20 protein-coding genes and 2 pseudogenes are annotated in these 24,013 nt (G+C 59.4%); 4 read left to right on the top strand and 18 right to left on the bottom strand.

The features are described from left to right. Positions 1-6: 6 nt before the first annotated feature. The 3 genes and pseudogenes from EXW71_RS29370 to nhaA all read right to left on the bottom strand — a co-directional run. Positions 7-606, bottom strand: a pseudogene (locus EXW71_RS29370) (methyl-accepting chemotaxis protein); the annotation flags it as partial. A gap of 258 nt (positions 607-864) precedes the next feature. Beyond that, positions 865-1,629 (bottom strand): annotated as a pseudogene (locus EXW71_RS29365) (MCP four helix bundle domain-containing protein); the annotation flags it as partial. Positions 1,630-1,896: 267 nt separating this feature from the next. After that, positions 1,897-3,072 (bottom strand): Na+/H+ antiporter NhaA, encoded by a 1,176-nt coding sequence (nhaA, locus tag EXW71_RS08935; protein WP_134658069.1) that lies wholly within the window; start codon positions 3,070-3,072, stop codon positions 1,897-1,899. Positions 3,073-3,287: 215 nt separating this feature from the next. On the opposite strand from nhaA, the gene EXW71_RS08930 reads away from it, so the two are divergent. Beyond that, positions 3,288-4,382, top strand: coding sequence for a PLP-dependent cysteine synthase family protein (locus EXW71_RS08930; RefSeq protein WP_123714933.1), 1,095 nt, complete (start codon positions 3,288-3,290; stop codon positions 4,380-4,382). A 78-nt stretch (positions 4,383-4,460) separates the two neighbouring features. Here the strand turns inward: EXW71_RS08930 and EXW71_RS08925 are convergent, their stop codons facing one another. The 3 genes from EXW71_RS08925 to EXW71_RS08915 form a co-directional block, all read right to left on the bottom strand. Then, entirely contained in the window at positions 4,461-6,074 is a 1,614-nt protein-coding gene (locus EXW71_RS08925; RefSeq protein ID WP_134658067.1) for an NAD(P)/FAD-dependent oxidoreductase, read from the bottom strand. Between the two features lie 106 nt (positions 6,075-6,180). Further along, a complete protein-coding gene (locus EXW71_RS08920; protein WP_134658065.1) occupies positions 6,181-6,852 on the bottom strand; it encodes a COG3650 family protein in 672 nt (223 codons plus the stop codon). Positions 6,853-6,948: 96 nt separating this feature from the next. Then, the gene (locus EXW71_RS08915; RefSeq protein WP_134658063.1) at positions 6,949-7,548 is read right to left on the bottom strand and encodes a short chain dehydrogenase; all 600 of its coding nucleotides are present in this window, start codon (positions 7,546-7,548) and stop codon (positions 6,949-6,951) included. Positions 7,549-7,653: 105 nt separating this feature from the next. On the opposite strand from EXW71_RS08915, the gene EXW71_RS08910 reads away from it, so the two are divergent. Further along, positions 7,654-8,568: a LysR family transcriptional regulator gene (locus EXW71_RS08910; protein WP_134658061.1), complete on the top strand. Its 915-nt coding sequence runs from the start codon at positions 7,654-7,656 to the stop codon at positions 8,566-8,568. Here the strand turns inward: EXW71_RS08910 and EXW71_RS08905 are convergent. The 9 genes from EXW71_RS08905 to EXW71_RS08865 all read right to left on the bottom strand — a co-directional run bounded on the left by EXW71_RS08905 (position 8,559) and on the right by EXW71_RS08865 (position 16,239). Next, on the bottom strand, positions 8,559-9,044 hold the full coding sequence (locus EXW71_RS08905) for a DoxX family protein (RefSeq protein ID WP_123714938.1): 486 nt from the start codon (positions 9,042-9,044) through the stop codon (positions 8,559-8,561). The genes EXW71_RS08910 and EXW71_RS08905 overlap by 10 nt on opposite strands. Then, positions 9,041-9,817: a DUF2063 domain-containing protein gene (locus EXW71_RS08900; protein ID WP_134658058.1), complete on the bottom strand. Its 777-nt coding sequence runs from the start codon at positions 9,815-9,817 to the stop codon at positions 9,041-9,043. Before EXW71_RS08900 ends, EXW71_RS08905 begins: the two co-directional genes overlap by 4 nt. Further along, the gene (locus EXW71_RS08895; RefSeq protein ID WP_134658056.1) at positions 9,814-10,689 is read right to left on the bottom strand and encodes a DUF692 domain-containing protein; all 876 of its coding nucleotides are present in this window, start codon (positions 10,687-10,689) and stop codon (positions 9,814-9,816) included. The genes EXW71_RS08900 and EXW71_RS08895 overlap by 4 nt, the downstream gene beginning before the upstream one ends. A gap of 26 nt (positions 10,690-10,715) precedes the next feature. Next, positions 10,716-11,021: a DUF2282 domain-containing protein gene (locus EXW71_RS08890; RefSeq protein ID WP_123714941.1), complete on the bottom strand. Its 306-nt coding sequence runs from the start codon at positions 11,019-11,021 to the stop codon at positions 10,716-10,718. Positions 11,022-11,242: 221 nt separating this feature from the next. Further along, positions 11,243-11,944 carry an ABC transporter ATP-binding protein gene (locus EXW71_RS08885; RefSeq protein WP_123714942.1) on the bottom strand — a complete coding sequence of 234 codons (702 nt, stop codon included), beginning with the start codon at positions 11,942-11,944 and terminating at the stop codon, positions 11,243-11,245. Position 11,945: 1 nt separating this feature from the next. Further along, a complete protein-coding gene (livG, locus tag EXW71_RS08880; protein WP_123714943.1) occupies positions 11,946-12,713 on the bottom strand; it encodes a high-affinity branched-chain amino acid ABC transporter ATP-binding protein LivG in 768 nt (255 codons plus the stop codon). Beyond that, positions 12,710-13,963: a high-affinity branched-chain amino acid ABC transporter permease LivM gene (locus tag EXW71_RS08875; RefSeq protein WP_134658054.1), complete on the bottom strand. Its 1,254-nt coding sequence runs from the start codon at positions 13,961-13,963 to the stop codon at positions 12,710-12,712. The genes livG and EXW71_RS08875 overlap by 4 nt, the downstream gene beginning before the upstream one ends. Next, the gene (gene livH, locus EXW71_RS08870) at positions 13,960-14,883 is read right to left on the bottom strand and encodes a high-affinity branched-chain amino acid ABC transporter permease LivH (RefSeq protein ID WP_123714945.1); all 924 of its coding nucleotides are present in this window, start codon (positions 14,881-14,883) and stop codon (positions 13,960-13,962) included. Before livH ends, EXW71_RS08875 begins: the two co-directional genes overlap by 4 nt. Before the next feature lie 228 nt (positions 14,884-15,111). Beyond that, positions 15,112-16,239, bottom strand: a complete 1,128-nt coding sequence (locus tag EXW71_RS08865) for a branched-chain amino acid ABC transporter substrate-binding protein (protein WP_123714946.1) — start codon at positions 16,237-16,239, stop codon at positions 15,112-15,114. A gap of 354 nt (positions 16,240-16,593) precedes the next feature. Here EXW71_RS08865 and EXW71_RS08860 point away from each other — a divergent pair, with 354 nt between their 5' ends. Further along, positions 16,594-16,896 carry a DUF2288 domain-containing protein gene (locus tag EXW71_RS08860; protein ID WP_123714947.1) on the top strand — a complete coding sequence of 101 codons (303 nt, stop codon included), beginning with the start codon at positions 16,594-16,596 and terminating at the stop codon, positions 16,894-16,896. Between the two features lie 221 nt (positions 16,897-17,117). Here the strand turns inward: EXW71_RS08860 and EXW71_RS08855 are convergent, their stop codons facing one another. From EXW71_RS08855 to EXW71_RS08845, 3 genes are all read right to left on the bottom strand, one after another. Continuing rightward, complete coding sequence (locus EXW71_RS08855; protein WP_134658052.1) at positions 17,118-19,313, bottom strand: hypothetical protein; 2,196 nt, start codon at positions 19,311-19,313, stop codon at positions 17,118-17,120. A 203-nt stretch (positions 19,314-19,516) separates the two neighbouring features. Then, on the bottom strand, positions 19,517-21,781 hold the full coding sequence (locus tag EXW71_RS08850; RefSeq protein WP_134658049.1) for a bifunctional diguanylate cyclase/phosphodiesterase: 2,265 nt from the start codon (positions 21,779-21,781) through the stop codon (positions 19,517-19,519). A gap of 138 nt (positions 21,782-21,919) precedes the next feature. Beyond that, the gene (locus tag EXW71_RS08845; protein WP_134658047.1) at positions 21,920-22,285 is read right to left on the bottom strand and encodes a YkgJ family cysteine cluster protein; all 366 of its coding nucleotides are present in this window, start codon (positions 22,283-22,285) and stop codon (positions 21,920-21,922) included. A gap of 253 nt (positions 22,286-22,538) precedes the next feature. Between EXW71_RS08845 and EXW71_RS08840 the strand changes: the two genes are divergently transcribed. After that, a complete protein-coding gene (locus EXW71_RS08840) occupies positions 22,539-23,885 on the top strand; it encodes an MFS transporter (RefSeq protein ID WP_134658045.1) in 1,347 nt (448 codons plus the stop codon). The last annotated feature ends 128 nt before the right edge of the window (positions 23,886-24,013 follow it).

Below are 24,013 nucleotides of genomic sequence, written 5' to 3'. Positions count from 1 at the left end.
GCGCTTTCAAACCTGAAAGTGTTTCACCATCGTATTCAGCTCATGCGCGAGGCTGGCGAGGGATTGCGAAGCGCTGGTGGTTTGGGTCGAACCTTCCGCGGACTGAATCGACAGTTGCTGGATATTCAGCAAATTGCGGTCAACCGCCCGAGCAACGTCGGCTTGCTCGGCCGCAGCGGTGGTGATGACCAGGTTGCGGTCGTTGATCTCATTGTTGGCTACCAGAATATCCGCCAGTGCCTGTTGTGCCAGCTCGGCCAGTGACAGGGTTTGCTGGGTCATGCTGCTGCTGTCGAGCATGGTCTTGACGGTGCTGGCAGTGTTGGACTGAATACTGCCGATCATCTGTTCGATTTCCTGAGTCGACTGAGCGGTGCGATGCGCCAGGGCGCGGACTTCGTCGGCGACTACTGCAAAACCGCGACCGGCCTCGCCCGCACGGGCGGCTTCGATGGCCGCGTTCAACGCCAGCAGGTTGGTTTGTTCGGCGATGGTGCGGATAACATCCAGTACCTTGCCGATATCCTTGGCCTGTTCGGCCAGGCTACCCACTTGCTCGGAGCTGACTTCAACGCCACGGGTCAGTGCCAGGATGGCATCCAGGGCTTCGACCATGCGTTGCTGGCCTTTCAAGGCAATGCTGCGCGACTCCTGGGACAGGTCGGAAGTTGATGCGGCGTTCCTCGCGACTTCCTCAATAGCGCTAGTCATCTCGGTGACGGCCGTAGCGGCCTGTTCGATTTCGCCATGCTGCTGCCGCAAGTCGCGGCTGCCTTCGGCGGTCACGGCATTCAGTTCTTCGGCGGCTGCGGCGAGTTGGCTGGATGAGCCGGTAATTTGCCGCAAGGTCTGCACCAGGTTGTTACGCATCGTCTCCTGCGCCCTGAGCAGGCGAGTGGCCTCGTCATTGCCCGTTGGGTTGATGGGCTGGGTGAGATCGCCCTTGGCGATGGTTTCGGCTACCAGCACCGCTTCGTTGATGGGGCTGGTGATGCTGCGGGTCAGCAGCCAGGCAACCAGTAAAGTGCCGCCACTCACCAGCAGGATGACGAGTGCGATGCCCTTCACGGCGTGTTGATAAGCGTCAACCGAGGTCAAGCCCGCTTGTTCCGCACCTTTATTGGCGAGGTCGATCAGTTGGTCGAAGTTCTTGGTCATGTGCTCGTAGCTTTCCCGGATGCTGTTGAGAAAGTCGCGGGCGCCGGCCTTGTCGCCTGAACGTGAGCGCTTGAGCATCTCGGCGTGGTTCTTCGCATACGCTTCCAGGCTCTGGTTGAAAGCGTCGAGGCGGGATTTCTCCTCGGCGGTGTTCAGGAGCCCCGCGTATTGCGCCAACTGTTCCTTGACGGCCTTCAGGCGCCCAGCGGATTTGTCTTCGTAGGTCTGCATGTCTGCATCGCTTGAGGACAGGATGTGCGCCATTTCCCCCAGGCGGAAACGGTCGAGCGAGGCATTGGCCAGGGCCAGCAGTCGGACGCGCTGCAGCCAGTTGTTCTGTATGTCGGCAGCCTGGGACTGCACTTCGCCGATCTGCTTGAGGGCGAACAGGCCGAGAAACACACTCAGTGACGCAATAGCAGCGAAGCTGATGAAGGCTCTGGCTGCGATTCTTATATTTCTCAGGAACATGGGATTGTCGCTCGGGCTGGAAACGCGTTGGAGAGCAGGGTCGGGCGGGTGTCCCGGGGAGGAACAGCAAGATCGCCACATCAGATAGTCGGCGGGAGGAGGGAAGTCTTTAGGGCCTTAAAGGCAAAGCATCGGCAGATCGTGCGAGGTTGCCGCGGCGCCCTTGTGAAACAACACGCGACCGGGGCTATGTGAACATCTGGACATGTGATCGGAAGGGGGGGAGAGGTGGAGAGCAGGAGCCGGCTACCGGCTCCTGCAACGGGCTCAGGCTTTCTTGCGACTGGCCATCGCCGTCACCGCATAGCCGATACAGGCGGCCAGGATCGATCCAGTCAGGATTCCCATTCGGTCTTCACCCGCGAACTCGCTGGCGCCCGGCACGAACGCCAGGGAGCCGACGAACAGGCTCATGGTGAAGCCGATGCCGCACAGGATCGCCACACCGAATACCTGGCCCCAGTTGGCGCCGCTGGGCAGGGCGGCGAGGCCGGTCTTGATGGCGAGCCAGGTGAGGCCGAACACGCCCAGGGTCTTGCCGATCAACAAGCCTGCGGCAATACCCAGGGGTACGTGGTGAGTGAAGCTGTCGAGGCTGACGCCCGCGAGAGATACACCGGCATTGGCAAATGCGAAGAGCGGCAGGATGCCGTAGGCCACCCAGGGATGCAGGGCGTGTTCAAGGGTCAGCAGGGGCGAGGGTTCGGCATTTTTGGTGCGCATCGGGATGCAGAATGCCAGGGTCACGCCGGCCAGCGTGGCGTGCACGCCACTCTTGAGCACGCACACCCACAGGATCAGGCCAACGATCAAGTATGGCCCCAGCTTGATCACCCCCAGGCGGTTCATCGCGATCAACGCAATCAGGCAAGCGCCCGCGCCCGCCAGTGAGGCACCGGACAGATCGGCGGAGTAGAACAATGCGATGACGATAATGGCACCGAGGTCATCGATGATGGCCAAGGTCATCAGGAACAGTTTCAGCGACACCGGCACCCGCTTGCCCAGCAGCGCCAGGACGCCCAGCGCAAAGGCGATATCGGTGGCCATGGGGATCGCCCAGCCGGACATGGCGGCAGGGTAGTCCTTGTTGATCGCCCAGTAGATCAGCGCCGGCACTACCATGCCGCCAATGGCCGCGGCACCGGGCAACACCACTTGCGACGGCTTGGACAGATGACCGTCGAGGAGTTCTCGTTTCACTTCCAGGCCGATCAACAGGAAGAACAGGGCCATCAGGCCATCGTTGATCCACAGCAGGGCGGGTTTGGCGATTTTCAGCGCGCCGACCTGGGCCACCACCGGCACCTCGAGAAAGGCGTTATACAGGTGCGACAACGGTGAGTTGTTAATGATCAGCGCCAAGGCGGCAGCGGCGATCAACAACAGGCCGCTGGCGGCTTCCAGCTGGAAGAAACGGGTGAAAGTGCTACGCAGAGGCAAGGTTGCTCTCCAATCCAAGGGTCAATAGGTGGGTACCCTAACCCGTACCGTTAGTTGTTAAAACAAAAGTTATATTCTTATTTGTTATAAGCGAGGGGCAGGACCGGTACTGCGCCAAAGCCGAGCAATTGTGTGTCTAATTGAGTCCTCACTGTATCTGTGTGCAGTGTAGGAAACCCCCTAGAATTCGGCTGAAATCTTTAGAGAACCATCTTATGAGCGACCACCGTACCTGGGCCCGCGAAGCCATTCGCATCATTGAAGCGGACTTCCAGCGCAGCGCCGACACGCACCTGATCCCGTTGCCATTGCCGGGGCTGCCGGGTATCGAGTTGTACTTCAAGGATGAGTCCAGCCACCCCACGGGCAGCCTGAAACATCGGCTGGCCCGGTCACTGTTTCTGTACGCGCTGTGTAATGGTTGGCTCAAGCCGGGCGCACCGGTGATCGAGGCCTCCAGCGGTTCGACGGCCATCTCGGAAGCCTATTTTGCCCGCCTGCTTGGCCTGCCGTTCATTGCGGTCATGCCGGCTACCACGTCCCAGGAAAAGATCGCCCAGATCGCCTTCTATGGTGGCAAAAGCCATTTGGTACAGGATCCGACGCAGATCTACGCCGAGTCCGAACGCCTGGCGAAGGAAAGCGGCGGTCACTTCATGGACCAATTCACCTACGCCGAGCGGGCCACGGACTGGCGGGCGAATAACAACATTGCCGAATCGATCTTCCAGCAGATGCGTTTCGAGCATCACCCGGAACCGAGCTGGTTGATCTCAAGCCCCGGCACCGGCGGCACCACCGCGACGCTGGGACGCTATGTGCGTTACCGCCAGCATTGCACGCGGGTGCTGTGCGCGGATGCCGAGCGTTCGGTATTTTTCGACTTTTATCAAAGTGGCGACGCCAGTTTGCGCCTGGACTGTGGCTCTCGGATCGAAGGGATTGGTCGGCCACGGGTCGAGGCGTCGTTTTTGCCCAAGGTGATTGATGCGATGGTCAAGGTGCCGGATGCTTTGTCGCTGGCGGCCATGCATTACCTGGCCGAGCGTCTGGGGCGTCGGGTCGGCGGCTCCAGCGGGACCAACCTGGTTGGCGCCCTGGTGGCGGCGCAGCAGATGAAAGCGGCGGGAGAGTCGGGGTCGATCGTGGCGATCTTGTGCGATGGGGGAGAGCGTTATGCCACCACGTATTACGACCAAGCGTGGCTGGCAGCCCAGGGATATGCATTGGAAGGGCTTATTGCCGCGGTTGCGGCCAGTGTCGAGCGAGGCGAGCCGTTGCCGGATAGCATCCTGCGCGCAAACATCTGAGAAAGGCTGCAAAGCTGCAAGAAAGAACAGGCTCAATACCGGCTTTGACTTGCAGCTTTCAGCTAAAAACTCGCAACTTCAGCCTGAGCTGGCCAACATATCCAGGGCCAACGCCTCGGCAATGCGAATGCCGTCAACACCCGCCGACAGAATCCCACCGGCGTAACCTGCGCCCTCGCCGGCCGGGAACAGGCCTTTTACGTTCAAGCTCTGCAACGACTCGTTACGGGTAATCCGCAACGGCGACGAAGTGCGGGTCTCGATACCGGTCAGCACCGCATCGTGCAACGAGTAGCCTTTGATCTGCTTTTCGAATGCCGGCAAGGCTTCGCGGATGGCCTCGATGGCGAAGTCCGGCAAGGCCAGGGCCAAATCACCCAGTGCTACGCCGGGCTTGTAGGACGGTTCCACACTGCCAAGGGCCGTGGAGGGCTTGCCGGCGATGAAATCACCCACCAACTGTGCCGGCGCTTCATAGTTGCTACCGCCGAGGATGTAGGCGTGGGACTCCAGGCGCTCCTGCAACTCGATACCGGCCAGCGGGCCACCTGGGTAGTCCACTTCAGGCGTGATGCCGACCACGATGCCGGAGTTGGCATTGCGTTCGTTACGCGAGTACTGGCTCATGCCGTTGGTGACCACGCGGTTTGGCTCGGACGTTGCTGCGACTACTGTGCCGCCCGGGCACATGCAGAAGCTGTAGACCGAACGGCCGTTCTTGGCGTGGTGTACCAGCTTGTAGTCGGCGGCGCCGAGTTTCGGATGCCCGGCGTATTTGCCCAGGCGCGCGGCATCGATCAGCGACTGCGGGTGTTCGATGCGAAAACCTACGGAGAACGGCTTGGCTTCCATGTAAACGCCACGCTCGTGGAGCATGCGGAAGGTATCGCGGGCGCTGTGACCCAAGGCCAGGACCACATGCTTGGAGAGCAGTTGCTCGCCGCCATCGATCACCACGCCGTTCAACTGGCCATTTTCGATCAACACGTCGGTGACGCGCTGCTCGAAACGCACTTCACCGCCCAGGGCGATGATCTGCTCGCGCATGTTTTCCACCACGCCGGTCAGGCGGAAGGTGCCGATGTGCGGCTTGCTGACGTAGAGGATTTCTTCCGGTGCGCCGGCTTTGACGAACTCGTGCAGCACTTTGCGGCCGTGGAATTTCGGGTCCTTGATCTGGCTGTACAGCTTGCCGTCGGAAAAGGTCCCGGCGCCGCCCTCACCGAACTGCACATTGGATTCAGGGTTGAGCACGCTTTTGCGCCACAGGCCCCAGGTGTCCTTGGTGCGCTGGCGGACTTCCTTGCCGCGCTCGAGGATGATCGGCTTGAAGCCCATTTGCGCCAACAGCAGGCCGGCGAAGATGCCGCAAGGACCAAAACCCACCACGATCGGTCGTTCGACCAGGTCTTGTGGAGCCTGGCCGACCATTTTGTAGCTGACGTCCGGAGCCGGGTTGACGTTGCGGTCGTCGGCGAACTTGAGCAGCAGGGCGGCTTCGCCTTTTACGTTCAGGTCAATGGTGTAGATGAAGCACAGCTCCGACGTTTTCTTGCGCGCGTCGTAGCTGCGCTTGAACAGGGTGAAATCGAGCAGGTCATCACTGGCGATGCCCAGGCGCTGCACGATGGCGAGCCGCAGGTCTTCTTCGGGATGGTCGATGGGCAGCTTGAGTTCGGTGATTCGTAACATGACAGGGTCCGGTAGGCGGCGGGCAAGGAGGCCGGCTGTTTTGCAAACCGGCGATTATAAGCCCCAATGGCAGTTTTCCGTCAGGTTAAAACAGCGCAGGGCTGAATCAGTCGTCCCGCGAACCACCAAACGCCGCACAACCCCGCTGTACCTGGCCGTTGACCCGCAATTCGGCGGTCATGTGTTGCAGGCTGCCGCTGACGCTGTCCACGCAACGCTGCGGTGCCACCCATAGTTCGACGTGCTGGTTGTTGGCTTCGGTCATCAGGTTGAAGCGGCCATCACCGATCTGCTCTTCGACATAAGGCACCGCCAAGGGCGGCTGGCCTTCGCGTTCAAGCACCATGCCCTTGGCGGTGACGTTCATGGCCCAGGCTGGTTTATGGCCGTTGGCGCGCAAGATCATGCGTTTGAAATCCGGATCGTTGCAGGCCGATGTCGAGCGCTCGACGCGATAGAGCTGTTGCAGTTCCACCGAGCCCTGGGTGCCGCTGGCAACCCCGGAGAACTTGCCGCGCAAGTCGGCAAACAGCTTACCTTGCTGGCCGGCCAGCGAGGCGGCTTCCTGCAGCACGCTGGTACCGCCGGTGTCATTGACCACATAGTTGCGCTGGTCGTTGCACGGCTGGAACAACAGCTTGCCGTCTACTGCCGTCAATTCACCCTGCATACGGGTCAGGCCGGCGGTAGACGGCTTGGCCGGTTCGCTTTCGAACATCTGGCAGGCGGCGAACAGGGGAAGCAAGGCAAACAGGGCGAGGGTACGGGCGGCGCGCATTATCGGGTCTCCAGACAAGTGCCGTCACGTTACGCAGGCTGGGGCGGCATCACAAGTCCCGCGCCCTGCTTCAGGAGATTCTTACAGACCTGAAAATCAGCCGACGATAAACGTCTGCCCCGTCTGCAGTCCCTCGACGCTTTTTGCGTAGGCCAGTGCCACATCTGCACCAGGCGCCGGCTTGTAGCCACGGAAGTAAGGCGCGTAGCTGCCCATGGCTTCCAACAAGACGGTCGGGCTGACGGAGTTGATGCGCAGGCCGCGTGGCAATTCGATCGCGGCTGCTTTGACGAAGGCATCCAGTGCGCCGTTGACCAGCGCCGCCGAGGCTCCGGTGCGGATCGGGTCGCGGTTGAGGATGCCGCTGGTGAAGGTGAACGAGGCACCGTCGTTGGCGTATTCACGACCGATCAGCAGCAGGTTGACCTGGCCCATCAGCTTGTCCCGCAGGCCCAGTTCAAAATCGCTTTCGCTCATCTCACCCAGTGGTACGAAGCTCACACTGCCGGCGGCGCAGACCAGCGCATCGAATTTGCCGGTCTGCTCGAACAGCTTGCGGATGGACGCACTGTCGCTGATGTCCACCTGGAAGTCGCCGCTGCTGCGACCGATGCTGATCACTTCGTGACGCTGCGCCAGTTCCGCCTTGACGGCTGAACCGACCGTACCGTTGGCGCCAATCAATAGGATTTTCATCGTGCTGTTCCTCCGGGGAGATAAATGAAGGTTCAGTCTAGTGTGGCTTTTTGAGTGGATAAACGCGCTAATGGGCAACCTTTGGTTTTCAAATGGAAACAATCCATGAGCGAGATGGATGACCTGGCGGCGTTTGCCGTTCTGATCGAAGCCGGCAGCTTTACCGTGGCAGCCGAGCAGTTGGGGTGCAGCAAGGGCCAACTGTCCAAGCGTATCAGCCAGTTGGAAGCGCAGTTTTGCGTGGTGTTGCTGCATCGCACCACCCGTAAGCTCAGCCTCACCGCCGCCGGCGCGGCATTGTTGCCGCAGGCTCAAGCGCTGGTGGTGCAAGTGGAGCGCGCCCGTCAGGCATTGGCGCGACTCAAGGATGATCTTGCCGGGCCGGTGCGTATGACGGTTCCGGTGTCGTTGGGTGAAACCTTCTTTGATGGATTGCTGCTGGAGTTTTCCAAGCAATACCCGCAGGTGCAGATCGAGCTGGAACTGAACAACAGCTATCGGGACCTGGCCCGGGACGGTTTTGATCTGGGCGTACGTTCGGGCGCCATCGAGAATGAACGCTTGGTGGCCAAGCCCTTGCTCGCCTGGCACGAGATGACCTGCGCCAGCCCGGCCTATCTGGAACAGCATGGTGAGCCGTTGACCCCAGCGGATCTGACGACACATACCTGCCTGCTCAACAGCCACTACAGCGGGCGTGAGGAATGGTTGTACCACCAGCAGCACGAGCTGTTGCGGGTGCGGGTCAGCGGCACCTTCGCCTCCAACCACTACAACCTGCTGAAAAAGGCTGCCCTGGTGGGGGCAGGTGTCGCGCGGTTACCGTCCTACGTATTGCCTGCTGAATTAGCTGACGGCCGTTTACGCTGGCTGCTGCGTGACTATTCGACACGCAGTATGCCGATGTACCTGGTTCATCCTTACCAGGGCGGGCTGCCGCGTCGTACCCAGGTGTTGGCCGATTACCTGGTGGAGTGGTTCAAGCGCAGCGGCCAGGCCCTGGATCGACTTCAGCGGTAGCGACGGGCGATCAGGTGGTCGATGGACAGGCGACCTGGCCCTTTGGCGACCAACAACAGCAGTATCGCGATCCAGGTGCCGTGAGTCGGATAGGCTTCCGGGTAGACGAAGAGCTGAATGACCAGTGTCATGCCAATCAGCGCTAACGCCGAGAAGCGCGTGGCAAAACCCACCAGGATCAGTACCGGGAAGAAGTGTTCGGCAAACGCAGACATATGCGCCGCCACCTCCGGCGACAGCAAGGGGACGTGGTATTCGCTGCGGAACAGCGGCAGGGTGGATGCGGCCAGGCGCGGTTCGCCCAGCTGGAAGGTGCCGCTGATCAGGTCGATGGCAAAGCCTTCGACTTTGGTCTGCCCGGATTTCCAGAACACCGCAGCGATGGAGAAGCGTGCGAGAAAAGCGATCAGGCTGTAGGGGATTTTTTCGAACAGCGCAATGACCTGTTTAACCAGGCACGAGGGGGATATGTTCATGGCGAACCCTTTTCTTTTGTGTGCAGATGAGTGATGACGTCGTGGTTGATCAGCAGGTTCAGACTTTGGTGCAGGTCGAATTCGGCCGACACGTCGAGGGCGTATTCCACTGCCGTTTCAAGCTCCGCGCCTTGGTTCAGATGGTTGATGAACGCGACCGTGGCTGGGTCGACGGCGAACACGTTGACTGACAACCCTTGGCGTAACACCAAGGCACTTTGGGCATGCCAGGGGTTGAAGTCGGTAGTAGCTTCTTCGGACTGATGCGCTGCCCAGATGCCGACAATGGCGTAGGCAGAGTCCAAAGTGGCAAGGGACGGATGCAGTTGCAGACGCAGGCTCCCCAATTCGGTTTCAGCTTGCAGTGCGAGCAAAATGGCTTGTCGATCCATTGGCGTGGCATCGGCGGCGTGATAGGCGCGCACCCGTAGCCGTTCCAGCCGTGCGACATCGGCCAGATAAGGCACGCTGGCGGCCGGCCCGAAGTCTTGGATGAACGCGGCAAACGCACCGCCGTATTCGCTGATCAGCGGACTGGTGGGAGGGCACGCCTGCACGAAGAGGCCGGCCATGGCACGGAAGAATTCCTCTGCGACCAATTGCAACGTCACGGGGTAAGCCGTTACCAGGGCGTTGATCAACGCGCTGTGGACGTTGTTGCGATAGACCATAAAACGGCTGGCCGGGTCGGCGCCGTTGCTGCTGAACAGGCCATCCGGGCAGGCAAGGTCCGGTGAGAGCAGGGCACGGGTAAACGCATCGTGATGGCTCATGGGGTGACCTGCGACAGATGCCACTCGGCCTGTTGCGCTTCGCCCAGCAGCACAGGGAAGGCCGGTACCTGGTTATCCCGCTCGATCAACGTGGCGATCGGGCCGGTGCGTGTCAGTACCTGCTCATACAATTGCCACACCGCGTTATCGATGGGCGCGCCGTGATCATCTATCAGCAGGCGATCACCCAGGCTGTCAGTGTCTTCGGCGAAACCAGCCAGATGGATCTCACCCACCGCATGCAACGGCAGTGCGTTGATGTAGGCAAGCGGGTCACGTTGGTGATTGATGCACGATACGTAGACGTTGTTGACGTCCAGTAACAGGCCGCAGCCCGTACGACGGATGATTTCACTGATGAAGTCCGCCTCGTCCAGGGTCGAACGCTGGAACTGCACGTACGTCGACGGGGTCTCCAGCAGCATGGGGCGCTTCAGAGCGTTCTGTACCTGATCGACGTGTTCGCACACCCGGTTCAGGGTCGCGGTGTCGTAGGCCAGGGGCAACAAGTCATTCAGAAACACCGGGCCATGGCTGGACCAGGCCAGGTGCTCGGAAAAAGAGTGGGGTTGATAGCGCTCGATCAGCGTGGCCAACCGTGCCAGGTGCTCACGGTTCAGCGGGCCTTCGCCACCGATGGACAGCCCCACGCCATGCAATGACAGTGGGTACTGCTCGCGGATCAAGCCCAGGTAGTGATGAAACGGGCCGCCGGCCACCATATAGTTTTCGGCGTGTACTTCAAAAAAACCGATGTCGGGCGAGGTCTCGAGCACTTCGATGAAATGCTCATTCTTCAGCCCCAGCCCGGCCTTGGGGGGAAGGCCGGGCACCTGAGCGGGAGAGACCCTGTGTTGGTGTGAAAGCGTCATCGTCCGTACTCAGGTTGTGGCGGGTTTCAAGACTTGGCGGTGAATGCAGCTTCCTGGCCGAAACCAGTCGGCGAGGTGGAGCTTGGGGTTTTAGCGCAGGTGCCGGCGGGGACCAGTTTCCAGGCATTGGCCTGATCCTTGACTTTGGAGGTACCCGCGCAGGTCGTGCCGGCGCCCGCGGCGCAATCGTTCTTGCCGGCTTCGGCGACGCCGAAGCATTTCTGCATGTCATCGGCAGCATGGGCGGTGGTGGCCAGGGTGGACAGGCTCAGGGCTGAGCCCAGGGCCAGAATGAGGGTAGCGGCGGACAGCGAACGGGTCTTGGTGGTCATGGTGTATCTCCAGCAGTGGATGGTTGTGGCAGGCTTGATTGCCTGCTTACTCCACTAGAGGTAGCACAATGATTTTTGTTACAAGCCGGCCGAAAATAATTTCAGACAGCGCAAAAAAAGTGGGAGTGGGCTTGCTCCCGATAGCTGTGGTTCAGTCAGTTGCGCATTGACTGATACACCGCTATCGGGAGCAAACCCACTCCCACATTCAGAGCCGTTTCTTAACCCCCCAGGTACGCCTCACGCACTTTCGGGTCGGTCAACAACTGCTCGCCAGTACCCTGCATCACCACCCGGCCGTTTTCCAGCACATAGGCACGGTCGGCGATCTTCAGCGCCTGGTTGGCGTTCTGTTCCACCAGGAACACCGTCACACCGTCCTTACGCAGTTGTTCGATGATGTCGAAAATCTGCTGGATGATGATCGGCGCCAGGCCCAGGGAGGGTTCGTCCAGCAGCAACAGCTTGGGTTTGCTCATCAGCGCCCGGCCGATGGCGAGCATTTGCTGCTCGCCGCCGGACATGGTGCCGCCGCGCTGGCTGAAGCGTTCCTTGAGCCGGGGAAACAGGTGCAGCACTTTATCCATCTGCTCCTGATAGTCGCCCTTGTCGGTGAAGAACCCGCCCATGGCCAGGTTCTCTTCCACGGTCAGGCGCGAGAACACGCGGCGACCTTCCGGTACCACGGCAATGCTCTTGCGCATGATCTGTGACGACGACTGGCCCACCAGTTCCTCACCCATGTAGCGGACGCTGCCGCTATGAGCCTGGGGCGAACCGCACAAGGTCATCAGCAGGGTCGACTTGCCGGCCCCGTTGGCGCCGATCAGCGTGACGATTTCACCCTGGCGCACTTCCACGTTGACGCTGTGCAGGGCCTGGATCTTTCCGTAGAAAGTGGAAACGTTTTCGAATTGCAGCATTTTACGCTTCCCCCAGATAGGCTTTGATCACTTGCGGATTATCGCGGATCTGTTCCGGCGTCCCGTTGGCCAGCGGCGTGCCCTGGTTGATCACCACGATATGGTCAGAAATGCTCATGACCAGTTTCATGTCGTGCTCGATCAACAACACCGTGGCGTTGTTTTCCTCACGCAACACGCTGATCAACGCCTTGAGGTCTTCGGTTTCCTTGGGGTTCAGGCCGGCGGCCGGTTCGTCGAGCATGAGAATCCGCGGGCGGGTCATCATGCAGCGGGCGATCTCCAGGCGACGTTGCTGACCATAGGCCAGCGTGCCGGCAGGGCGGTTGGCGAACTCGGTGAGGTTGACCTTGTCCAGCCAATACGCCGCGTATTCCATGGCCTCACGCTCGCTCTTGCGGAACGCCGGGGTCTTGAACAGACCCGCCAGGAAGTTGGTGTTCAGGTGGCGATGCTGGGCGATCAGCAGGTTCTCGACCGCCGTCATGTCCTTGAACAACCGCACGTTCTGGAAGGTGCGCACCACGCCCTTGCGGGCGATTTCGTGGCCGGCCAGCCCCTGGATCGGCTGACCATCCAGCAGGATGCTGCCGCCGCTGGGCTTGTAGAAACCGGTGAGGCAGTTGAACACCGTCGTCTTGCCGGCGCCGTTCGGGCCGATCAGGGCTACCACTTGTTTCTCTTTAACAGTCAGGGCCACGCCATTGACCGCGAGCAGGCCACCAAAGCGCATGCTCAGATTTTCGACTTTCAGGATCTCGCGGCTCATTTGCGCAGCTCCATGTGTGGACGTTGCATGGGCAGCAGGCCTTGAGGTCGCCAGATCATCATCAGCACCATCAGGGCGCCGAACATCAACATGCGGTATTCACTGAACTCACGCATCATTTCTGGCAGCAGGATCATCACGATTGCGGCCAGGATCACGCCCAGCTGCGAGCCCATGCCACCCAGCACCACGATGGCGAGGATGATCGCCGACTCGATGAAGGTGAACGACTCGGGCGTCACCAGCCCTTGGCGTGCCGCAAAGAAGCTGCCGGCAAAACCGGCGAATGCGGCGCCCAGGGTGAAGGCGGAAAGCTTGATGACGGTAGGGTTCAGGCCCAAAGCCCGGCAGGCGATTTCGTCTTCGCGCAAAGCTTCCCAGGCGCGGCCGATCGGCATGCGCAGCAGGCGGTTGATCACGAACAGGGCCGCCAGTGCCAGCAACAGCGCGACCAGGTACAGGAACACCACTTTGCTCACCGGGTTGTAGTCGATCCCGAAGTACTCGTGGAAGGTCTGCATGCCTTCGGCCGCGGTGCGGTCGAACGACAGCCCGAAGAACGTCGGCTTGGGAATGCTGCTGATGCCGTTGGGGCCGCCCGTGATATCGGTGAGGTTACGCAGGAACAACCGGATGATTTCACCGAAACCGAGGGTCACGATGGCCAGGTAGTCACCGCGCAAACGCAGCACCGGGAAGCCCAGCAGGAAGCCGAATGTCGCCGCCGCCATCCCCGCCAGTGGCAGGCAGATCCAGAAGCTCCAGCCCAGGTAATGCGAGAGCAGCGCGTAGGTGTAGGCACCCACGGCGTAGAAGCCCACATAACCCAGGTCGAGCAGGCCGGCCAGGCCGACCACGATGTTCAGGCCCAGGCCCAGCAGCACGTAGATCAGGATCAGGGTGGCGATGTCGACCGCGCCGCGCGAGCCGAAGAACGGCCAGATCAGGGCGGCGATGATCAGGCCGATGATGATGTAGCGTTGGGTGCGCGGCAGGGTCAGGAATTGGCTGACCTTGGGCGACACCAACGGCCCACGGTTGCCCTTGAACAGGGCGCCGACCTGCTGGGTGAACAGCACGCGCAGGAACATCAGTACCGAGCACAGGGCGATGATGCTCAGCGTCACGGGACCGGTGCCATGCACTTCCAGGTTGATGCCGACAATGCTCAGCTTGAGGCCGAGTACCGGAAAGGCCACGGCCCATACCAGCAAGGCGCTGAAAAACGCCGATTTAAGATATCTGCTCATACTTTCTCAACCTCCGGACGGCCCAGGATGCCGGTCGGACGGAACAACAGCACCAGAACCAACAGGCCGAACGCCACGACGTCCTTGTACTGGTCGCCGAAGATATCGGCGCCAAAGGCTTCGGCCACACCCAGCACCAGCCCGCCGAGCATGGCGCCCGGGATACTGCCGATGCCGCCCAAGACCGCCGCGGTAAAGGCTTTGAGCCCCACCAGGAAGCCGGCGTTGGGGTTGATCACGCCGTACTGCATGCTTAGCAGTACCGCCGCGACAGCCGCCAATGCGGCGCCGATCACGAAGGTCAGGGCGATGATGTTGTTGGTGTTGATGCCCAGCAGGTTGGCCATCTTGATGTCTTCGGCGCAGGCCCGGCAGGCGCGGCCCAGACGGGAGCGGGAGATGAACAGGGTCAGGCCCAGCATGGCCACCAGGGTGACAATGAAGACCAGGATCTGCATGTAGGAAATCAAGACTTCTTCCGCACCACCTGGGCCGAAGGAGATGCTCCCCGGGATCAGGTTGGGGATGGATTTGTCCTTGGAATCCTGGGACAGCAATACGGTGTTCTGCAGGAAAATCGACATGCCGATGGCGGAAATCAGTGGGATCAAGCGGTTGCTGCCACGCAAGGGACGGTAGGCAACACGCTCGATACTGTAGCCATAGGCACTGGTTACAACGATTGACGCGATAAACGCGGCGGTCATCAACAGCGGCAGGGAGTGGATACCCATCATGGCCAACCCGGCAAGGGCGATAAAGGCCACGTAGGAACCAATCATGTACACCTCGCCATGGGCGAAGTTGATCATTCCAATGATGCCGTAAACCATTGTGTAGCCAATGGCTATCAAGGCATAGGTGCTGCCAATGGTCAGGCCATTAACCAGCTGTTGGAAAAAATGATAGATCTCAGGCATTACAGCGCTCCTAAAAACCCGATACGCATTTCACTGGTGGAGTCATGTTCCGGCCCCGTGCTGTGTTCTTTGAGCACATTTGCACAGAGCGTTTGCCAGCGAACCGCTGGTGACGGTTTTAAGATTTTCAGGTGAGCCAGCGCCCGGATCGCGGGTGTCAGGCCCATAAACCTCGTAAAACAAAGCCCACTGCTTGCACAGTGGGCTTGTGGACCAGTAACGCCTGGCTTACTGAGGGGAAACTTCGGTTTTTGGTTTACCGAAGTGCCATTCGTAGACCACGAATTTGAAGTCCTTCAGGTCGCCCTTGGCGTCGAAGCTCAGGTCGCCGGTAGGGGTCTTGAAGGTGCCCGCGTGGATGGCGGCTGCCACTTTGGCGGTGTCTTCGCTCTTCGCAGCGGTAATACCGCCGGCGATCACTTCAATGGCCGAGTAGGCTGGGAACACGAACGGACCGGTTGGGTCCTGCTTGTTCTTGGCGAACTCTTCAACGATGGCTTTGTTGGCCGGGTCGGTGTCGAAGGATTTAGGCAGGGTCACCAGCAGGCCTTCGGAAGCGTCCTGGGCGATTTGCGAGATGGAGTCGTTGCCGACGCCCTCTGGGCCCATGAACTTGGCGTTCAGGCCTTTTTCCTTGGCTTGGCGCAGGATCAGGCCCAGCTCAGGGTGGTAGCCGCCGTAGTAGACGAAGTCGACGTTGGCTTGCTTGAGCTTCTGGATGATCGAGGAGAAGTCTTTGTCGCCGGCGTTCAGGCCTTCGAAGACGGCAACCTTGGTGCCTTTTTTCTCGAGGGTCTGTTTAACGGCGGTGGCGATGCCTTCACCGTACTGCTGTTTGTCGTGCAGTACAGCGACGATTTTCGGCTTCACGTGATCGGCGATGTAGTTGCCGGCTGCCGGGCCTTGGGCGCTGTCCAGGCCGATGGTGCGGAAGATCAGCTTGTAGCCACGGGCGGTGATTTCCGGGCTGGTGGCAGCCGGGGTAATCATGATCACGCCTTCGTCTTCATAGATGTCGGAGGCTGGTTGAGTGGAGCTGGAGCAGAGGTGGCCGACCACGAACTTGACGCCGTCGTTGACCACTTTGTTGGCGACGGCAACAGCTTGTTTAGGATCGCAAGCGTCGTCGTATTCCTTGGCTTCAAGCATTTTGCCGTCTACGCCGCCCTTGGCGTTGATGTCGGCGATGGCTTGCTTGGCACCCATGAATTGCATGTCGCCGTATTGCGTCACCGGACCGGTCTTGGGCCCTGCGATGCCGATCTTGATGGTGTCGGCTGCGAACGAATGGCCGGCAACCCCAGCCAGGACCATAGCGGCAAACAGTTTGGAAATCTGCTTAGTAGCCTTATTCATAGTGCTCCACTCTTACTGTTGTATTTTTTATAGTTCTAGCGGCCTTGTGAGCTGCAGAACCGGATCGGATATCTCGAATATCCCCCGGCAGTGCCCTGGCAACTGTACCGGTACAGTGTAGAGCGCCGGTTGATCGCTTGAAAAGCTGGCTGCTGGGGGCAAAGCTCGAGCGTGTCGCTTAAATGAAAGAAAAAGACAGAATTGCGGCGCGGTGATGCCAGAGTTCCGGGCAATCCTTGGCTTTCCTGACATTTTCTATCGATGCCTCATTTGCAACTGGGTTTTTCTACCTGGCTTTTTATACGAAAGGCACGACGTTATGATTGCGCCGATTTTTTCTTCAGGTGGATTCCCATGACGCAAGAACCTAGCACCCTCTATGCCAAGCTGCTCGGTGAAACCGCCGAAATTTCCTGGAAGGAGCTTGAGCCGTTCTTTGCCAAGGGTGCCCTATTGTGGGTCGATGCAGGCCTGGATTTGATCGAGGCAGCCGAGGCAATGGCCGAGGATAACCGCGAGAAAGTCGCTGATTGGCTGGCTGCGGGGAGCCTGGGCGAAGTGTCTGCGACGCGGGCATTGGACCTGGTCGCGCGTGATCCGGGCTTGTGGGCAGTGGTGGTTTCGCCGTGGATTCTGATCCAGGAAAGGGCGGCGTAAGAAAAGTCTGCACGAAAAAGGTGCGCGTTTTTTCATGGGTGAAGTGTGTAGCCGAGTAACCGCTGACACGGTGATGGCATCTTGCCGTGGAGAAAGGTCACAGGTGAGGGTGACGTAAACGTCACGGGAACAGTTTTGACGCTGGCTGAGTGCCGGGCGAATTGTTTCAGAAGATGAGCAAATCATCGTGGTGAGGGAGCAATCTCCCTCACCACAAAAGCCTAAGCCGTCTTGCCGGTATGATTATTCAACGAAATAACCTTGGTCTTGCCAATCCGGTGACGATAAATCTCACGCAGATATTTGATTGCCTTTTTCACGCAATCCCGTGACAGGCGAATGTCGTTGATCGACACGAACTTTTCCTTGTCGTTGATCAACTCGCGGTATTTCTTCTCATACATCGGCTTGATCGCATACCAGTTGGTATCGAGGATTTTCGCTGGGTTCTCGAACTCATTGAGCAACTCATCGATGCGGTCTTCGTCGAAGTCCTCGTGGATGATGAAGTCCAGGATCGAATTGTCCAGCGTGTCATCGAAGCGGTAAGGATTACGCGCAAAGCAGCGCTTGATAAAGGCGACGATCAGCGTCAGGAAGTCATCCGAAAGGCACGGGCTCTTGGCGATCAGTGTGGTCAGCGACAGGTTGGCCGATGCGCCGATCACCAACGCATAGCGCTTGAGCGTGGTGTTGGGAAACAGGCTGTTGAGATGGGTCTTGAGCCGGTTCAGGTCCATGTAGGACAGCTTGTAATCCTTGGGCAGCGATACGATGGAGACTACCGACGAGCAGTTCTTGAAGAAGTGCAGGTCATGTAGCGCCGCCGCGTCATAGCCGGAATTCTTGTATTGCTCAAGCGACGCCCGATAACGCTTGGACTCAATCGGCAGCAGGCTGATGCCTTCGATGGCCTGGGTGACCTTGTTGAAGTGCGGCAGGTCGATGGAGCGGAAAAACAGGTCATCGATGTTCAGGCGCTGCGGCTCTTTGTCGAACACCTTGAACTTGTCGTTCGATGGTACCGGGGTTTCCGGCACCACGGATTCGGCGTAGGCAATCGCCACCGGGCCGGCCAGGCTCATGAACAGGTCGTTGGCATCCAGGCGAATGGTCTCGCCGATGTCGATCCCGGCGCGCCGGAAGTAGTTCTGGTCGTAGTCGGTGGTCACCGCCTGGGCGGTGAGAATGTTGAAGATCTGTTGGGAAATGTACTGGTTGGCATGTTTTTCCATGGCATTGACATCAATGTTCTGGATATTGCCGTCATCGCTCTCTTCGGCGTAACGCATGATGTCGTTGGAGATCAGCATCATTGCGTTCCATGGGCGGATGCGACCTTTCACACTGGCTTCGCTGCTGTCTTCATTGGCGAAGTTGTACGAGAAATCCCACTCTTCTGACAGATACTTGCACAGCAGCCGGCCGGCGTTGATGTGCAGGGCTTCGGACATTTCGCTGCGGTGGTCGGAGATATTCGGCAGCACACAGATGCCACTGGTGAAGATCGGCTCGAACACAAACGCATGGCCGCTCTTGCTGTCGTGTTCGTCGGCGGGCTTGGTGTCGAACGTCTTGTTCATGTACGAGTGTTGCTGGGCCAGGCCGAACTCTGAAGCCATGCCCGAGCCGGTGCCACCGCCGGCACTGAAGATCGAGAAGTACAGGCGCGACTGGTTGGCCTTGATGCCGCAGGAGTCGATCAGGTACGAGTGAATCATCTTCCAGTCGGGGCTGGAGAAACGCTGGGTGTCTTTGTTGAGGATGATCTTGGCCAGGTACTGGCCCAGGATCGGCGCGTTACCGGCGCCACCGGCATGGACTTCCGACAGGTCCATGATTTTCATCTTGCTGTAGTCGCGCAAAAAGCCGCTTTTCTCACCTTTGCGCGAGAAACGGATGCGCCCGGCAATGTCTTTGTCCAGGTCGCCCAGCATCACCAAGGGTTCCACCAGGAAGACCGGCTTGGTGGTCTTGCCGCCGCCCAGGCGCAGGTTGTTGCGAATCCATTGGGTTGGGCTGTAACCCTTGTCTACAGGGCTCTTTTTGAATTGAGGCTTATCCTCGGCACTGAATTCGTTCAAGTAAAACTTGCGCGCGTTGTACACCAACTCCGCCACGTCCAAGGCAATGTTCGAGCCGCAGCGGCCCAGGCCGATCAGGCACGCCGACGGGAATTCCTGCTCATGGCCCGGGGCACCGTCACCTTCCTGCTGGGGCGGGCGTGGGAACACCATGTCGCGCAGGCCGTCGAGGTTGTCGAGGATGCGATCGGTATTGGTCTCGGTGAAGTACAAGTACTGTTGGGTGGCCAGCGGGCGGGCGCTGTTCACAGGTTTGGAACCGGCGGGCTTTTCCGCAGGCTCTGTAGGCAACACGTCGGGGATTACGGTGGCGGAGCTGTTTTTGGAAGTCATTGGGCGCCATGTACCTGGACGGATGGCCGCAAAAATCGAGGAGCCATCACGGAATGAGAGTTCGCGACTTTACAGTGCGTCTGAGTCCGGGGCGGCTAGGTTGAGCCCAAGTGTTTACAGGGGAATTCCGGCCGGACTCTGATGAATCGGCCGTTCGTCGGCGTTCTTTAACCAAATGATGGCGAAATGCCAAATAGTCGGCGTCAGCGAATTGGCCTCACGATAGAGGTCGAGCCGGTACGTCCCGGGGCGGGCTCTTTCGATGGGGGGGCCTCCTTGTTACCTTCCGCGCTAAGCGAGTGGAGCGGGTTGCGCATCTGGATGCCCTGCATCACACCGATGATGTCACTGGCAGGCACCGCCGGGCTGAGCAGGTAGCCTTGCACGAAATCACAGCCATGCTTGAGCAGCAGTTCGAATTGCGCCTGGGTTTCCACGCCTTCGGTAACCACCTGCAGGTGCAAGGTGTGGGCCATGCCGATAATCACCTGGACGATCTCGATATCGGCGGTGGATTTGGGAATGTCCTGGATGAACGAACGGTCGATCTTCAAGGTGTTCAACGGCAGGCGCTTGAGGTAGGCCAGGGATGAGTAGCCCGTGCCGAAGTCATCGATGGACAGGGAGACACCCAGTGCTCGAATCTGCCGCAACAGCGCCAGGGTGCTGCTGATATTGCCCATCAACGCATTTTCAGTAACCTCCAGCTCCAGGCGGTTGGCGGCAATCCCGGCAAAGCGCAGGGCGTCTTCGATCTCATCCGCCAATTCATCACGGGCCAGATTCAAGGCTGAGCAGTTCACGGCCATGGTCAGCCCGGTGTAGCCACGGTCGGACAACAAACTCAGGTCGTGACATGCCTGGCGCAGCACCCAGTGATCCAGTTCGGCAATCAGCCCATTGCTTTCGGCGATGCCGATAAAACGGTCCGGCGCCAGCAGCCCGTGTTGCGGATGCTGCCAGCGCACCAAGGCTTCCAGGCGAGTGACCTTGCCGAGCTTCATGTCGAAGATCGGCTGGTAGAACAGCACCAATTGGTTGCGCGCACGCAAGGCCGTGCGTAGTTCCTCTTCCAATTGCAACTCAAGGAAAGCGCGGGTTTTCAGGTTGGAACTGAAGAAACTCAGGTTATTGCGCCCGCTATCCTTGGATTGGTACAGCGCCAGGTCGGCGGTTTTCAACAGCTCTTCGCAGGTCAGGCCATCATCGGGGAACACGCTGATGCCGATGCTGGTGGTCATTACCATGCGTCGCCCGGCCAGTTCGATCGGGTCTTTCATCTTTTGCATGATGCGCTGGGCCATGTGGCGCGCTTCATCGCGGTGGTGGATGTTGATCAGGATGCAGAACTCATCGCCACCAAAGCGCGCCACCACATCTTCATGACTGCGCACCGAGCCCTTGATATGCCCGGCCAACACGCTGAGCAGCTGGTCGCCGGCATCGTGCCCCAGGCTATCGTTGATCCGCTTGAAGTGGTCGATATCCAGAAAGATCACCGCCATCATGCCTTTGGTTGCGGTTTTTTCCGCGACTTTCTCCGCGAAGAGCTGGTTGAACCCCCGGCGGTTGAGCAGGCTGGTCAGCGCGTCGAAATGGGCGACTTGTTGCAGCGACGCACGCGCCTGGTCGAGTTCACTGAGCAGTGCGTTGACCCGGCGCAGGTCGCGCTCCTTGTGCTGCAGTTTTTTGTCCGCCAAGGCGGCGCTGATGCTGCTGCCGATGACCAGCAGCGTGATCACCGCCACCGACAGGCCAAGTTGAATGGGGTTGTTGTCCAGCGGAGACGACAGATCAGCGCCAGTGGGAATCACCATCTGCATGGCGGCCATGCCGGTGAAGTGCATGCTGATAATGCCGGCGCCCAGCGTCAGGCTGGCGGCGTACTTGAGCAATTGATGAAACATGCCGGCGCCGTTGCGCAGGTAGTTGGACAACAACAACGCGGCCAGGCTGGCGCCAATGGCGATAGCCACCGACGCTATGAACAACCCCGATTCGAAGTACACCAGGGCTTGGGAGCGCATGGCTGACATACCGACATAATGCATCAGGGCGATGCCGAGCCCCATCCAGGCCGACGCCAGCAAGTATTGATGGAACCGCAGGTGCGGGTGACTGAGGGTTTGCATGGCGAATAGCGAAGCGATCAAGGCGATCGCCAACGAGGCGAACGTCAGAATCAGATCGTAATGAATAGTGATTGGGGCCTGGAAAGCCAGCATGCTGATGAAGTGGGTCGACCAGATTCCGCCCGCCAGGCACCCGGCACCCAGCCAGCGCCAATGCCGCCGGGCGGTGGGGTCTTCCACATGCCCGACCCGCTCGGCCATATCCAGCGTGCCGAACCCGGCCGCGCAAGCGACCAGGTAAGCCAACAGCACCAGAAAGGGGTTATGACTGCAATTGAGTAATAAATGCCCTTTTTCCGGAAGGTCGGTAAAGAAATGCAACCCAAGCCATTCCATAGCATGTCCCGTCATAGAGTCACGTCACAGCCTGAGGCGATGACCTATGAAAGCGAGTATAGAAGCTTCGAGGGATTCACCATGGATAATGGCACTTTGATTCTGATTTTTTTGGCATCTGACCCATAGCGTTTGATGCTAAGCGCTGAGGGGCAGCGCCTGCTCGACAGGTGCTTCCAGTGGGGCCAGGCCGAACGCCGCACGGGCAGCGTCGCAATCGACATTGTGTTCACCCTGGCTCCACGATGCGTCGAACTCGCGGCACGGGCTCGACCGTTGTTCATAAATCGTACAACGGGTCTCTTTACCCACTTCACCCTCGAGGCTGCAGCAGCGTGCGGGTTTCTGGTCTGTGCCGATCATCGCCACGCGGGTGGGGTTGATCTGTACGACCAAATCGTCGGGGACCGTACCCCCCGATGAGGCGCACTCACCCCAGAAGAAAGACACACGAAAGTATGAACAGCAGGCACCGCAATTCAGACACGGACTGGCTTCGGACATGGGCGTCATCGATTAGAAAAGTAGAAGTAGGGTGTTTCGGGGAAGGCTCGCCATTCTATCCGTGCCGTAGCCGTTGGGAAGAGGGGGCGCATTTATATTTTGTGTAGGCAAAGTCCCATGGCCACGGGCGAAATCATGCCCTATCAGCTTTACGAATCATTACAGACAACCAGGGCCAGCCTGACTATGTTGCAGGTACCTGAGCAGGATGCATCGGACATCGCAGCTCCTATAACAATAAAGAGACGGACCCATGCAGAACTCGACCCAAGCGGCGAATGCCTGGCGCATTCTGTTCCTGCTGTTCCTGGCCAACCTGTTCAACTTCTTCGACCGTACCATTCCCGCAATTATCATCGAACCCATCCGCATGGAATGGCATCTCAGCGACTTCCAGCTCGGTATCATCGGCACCGCCTTCACCATTGTCTACGCCATCGCCGGCTTGCCGCTGGGGCGCATGGCCGATACCGGTTCACGCAGCAAGCTGATGGGCTGGGGCCTGTTCGCCTGGAGCGGGCTGACCGCGATCAATGGCATGGTCGGTAGTTTCTGGACCTTCCTGCTGGTGCGCATGGGTATTGGCATCGGCGAAGCCAGCTATGCGCCCGCGGCCAACTCGCTGATCGGCGATCTGTTTCCGGCACACCGTCGGGCGCGGGCCATGGGCATTTTCATGTTGGGCCTGCCATTGGGCCTGCTGCTGGCCTTTTTCACCATTGGCGCGATGGTCAAGGCTTTCGACAGCTGGCGCGCACCGTTCTTTATCGCAGCCGTGCCGGGGCTGATCCTGGCGATGTTTATGTTCTATATCAAAGAGCCTAAGCGCGGCGCGGCGGAAACCGTACAAGTCTCCCAGGAGCGTGTTGATCGCCCTATCCGTCGCGTGCTGGCGGTACCGACCTTCCTGTGGCTGGTGCTGGCCGGGCTGTGTTTCAACTTCGCCACCTATGCGTGCAATTCGTTCCTGGTGCCGATGTTGCAGCGCTACTTCCTTATGCCATTGCAGGATGCGGCCGTGGCCACTGGGGTGATTGTCGGTCTCACCGGCCTGGTGGGCCTGACCCTGGGCGGCTGGATTGCCGACAAGATCCATCAGCGAGTCGCCAACGGTCGGCTGTTGTTTGCCGCGTGCAGCCTGATCATTTCCACCGTGACCACCGCGTGGGCCTTGCATGCCGGGCGCATCGAGATCGGTGTGTTTGTGGCCTTGTTCAGTGTCGGCTGGTTGTTCGCCTATAACTTCTACACGTGCGTGTACACGGCGATCCAGGACGTGGTCGAGCCACGTTTGCGGGCGACGGCGACGGCGCTGTTCTTTGCCGGGTTGTACTTGCTGGGCGGTGGCATGGGGCCGATCGTGGTGGGTGGCCTGTCGGACCATTTTGCCCACTCGGCCATGTACGCTGCGGGGGCGCAGCAGATGACCGAAGCTTATAAAGCGGTGGGGCTGCACGACGCCATGTACCTGATCCCGGTGGCGCTGTTGCTGACCATGCTGTTTCTGTTCCAGGCCTCGCGCAGCTTTGTGCGGGATGCCAAGAGGATGAAAGAGGGCTTGAGTGCGGTTGAGGTGCCGGCTTCGGCGGCCACGGTTTGATACTGCGGTAACGCCATCGGGAGTACGCGGCCTACCACAATTGGATGGGTTCCAATGTGTGGGAGGAGGCCTGCACCCGATAAGCCCCTCAAGACGAATGAAAGAAGGCCCGCATTGCGCGGGCCTTC

Source organism: Pseudomonas sp. BCA17 (assembly GCF_004519405.1).
Classification (GTDB): Bacteria; Pseudomonadota; Gammaproteobacteria; order Pseudomonadales; family Pseudomonadaceae; genus Aquipseudomonas.
Note: the sequence above shows the minus strand (reverse complement) of the source record. Positions and strands in the feature narration are given on the sequence as shown.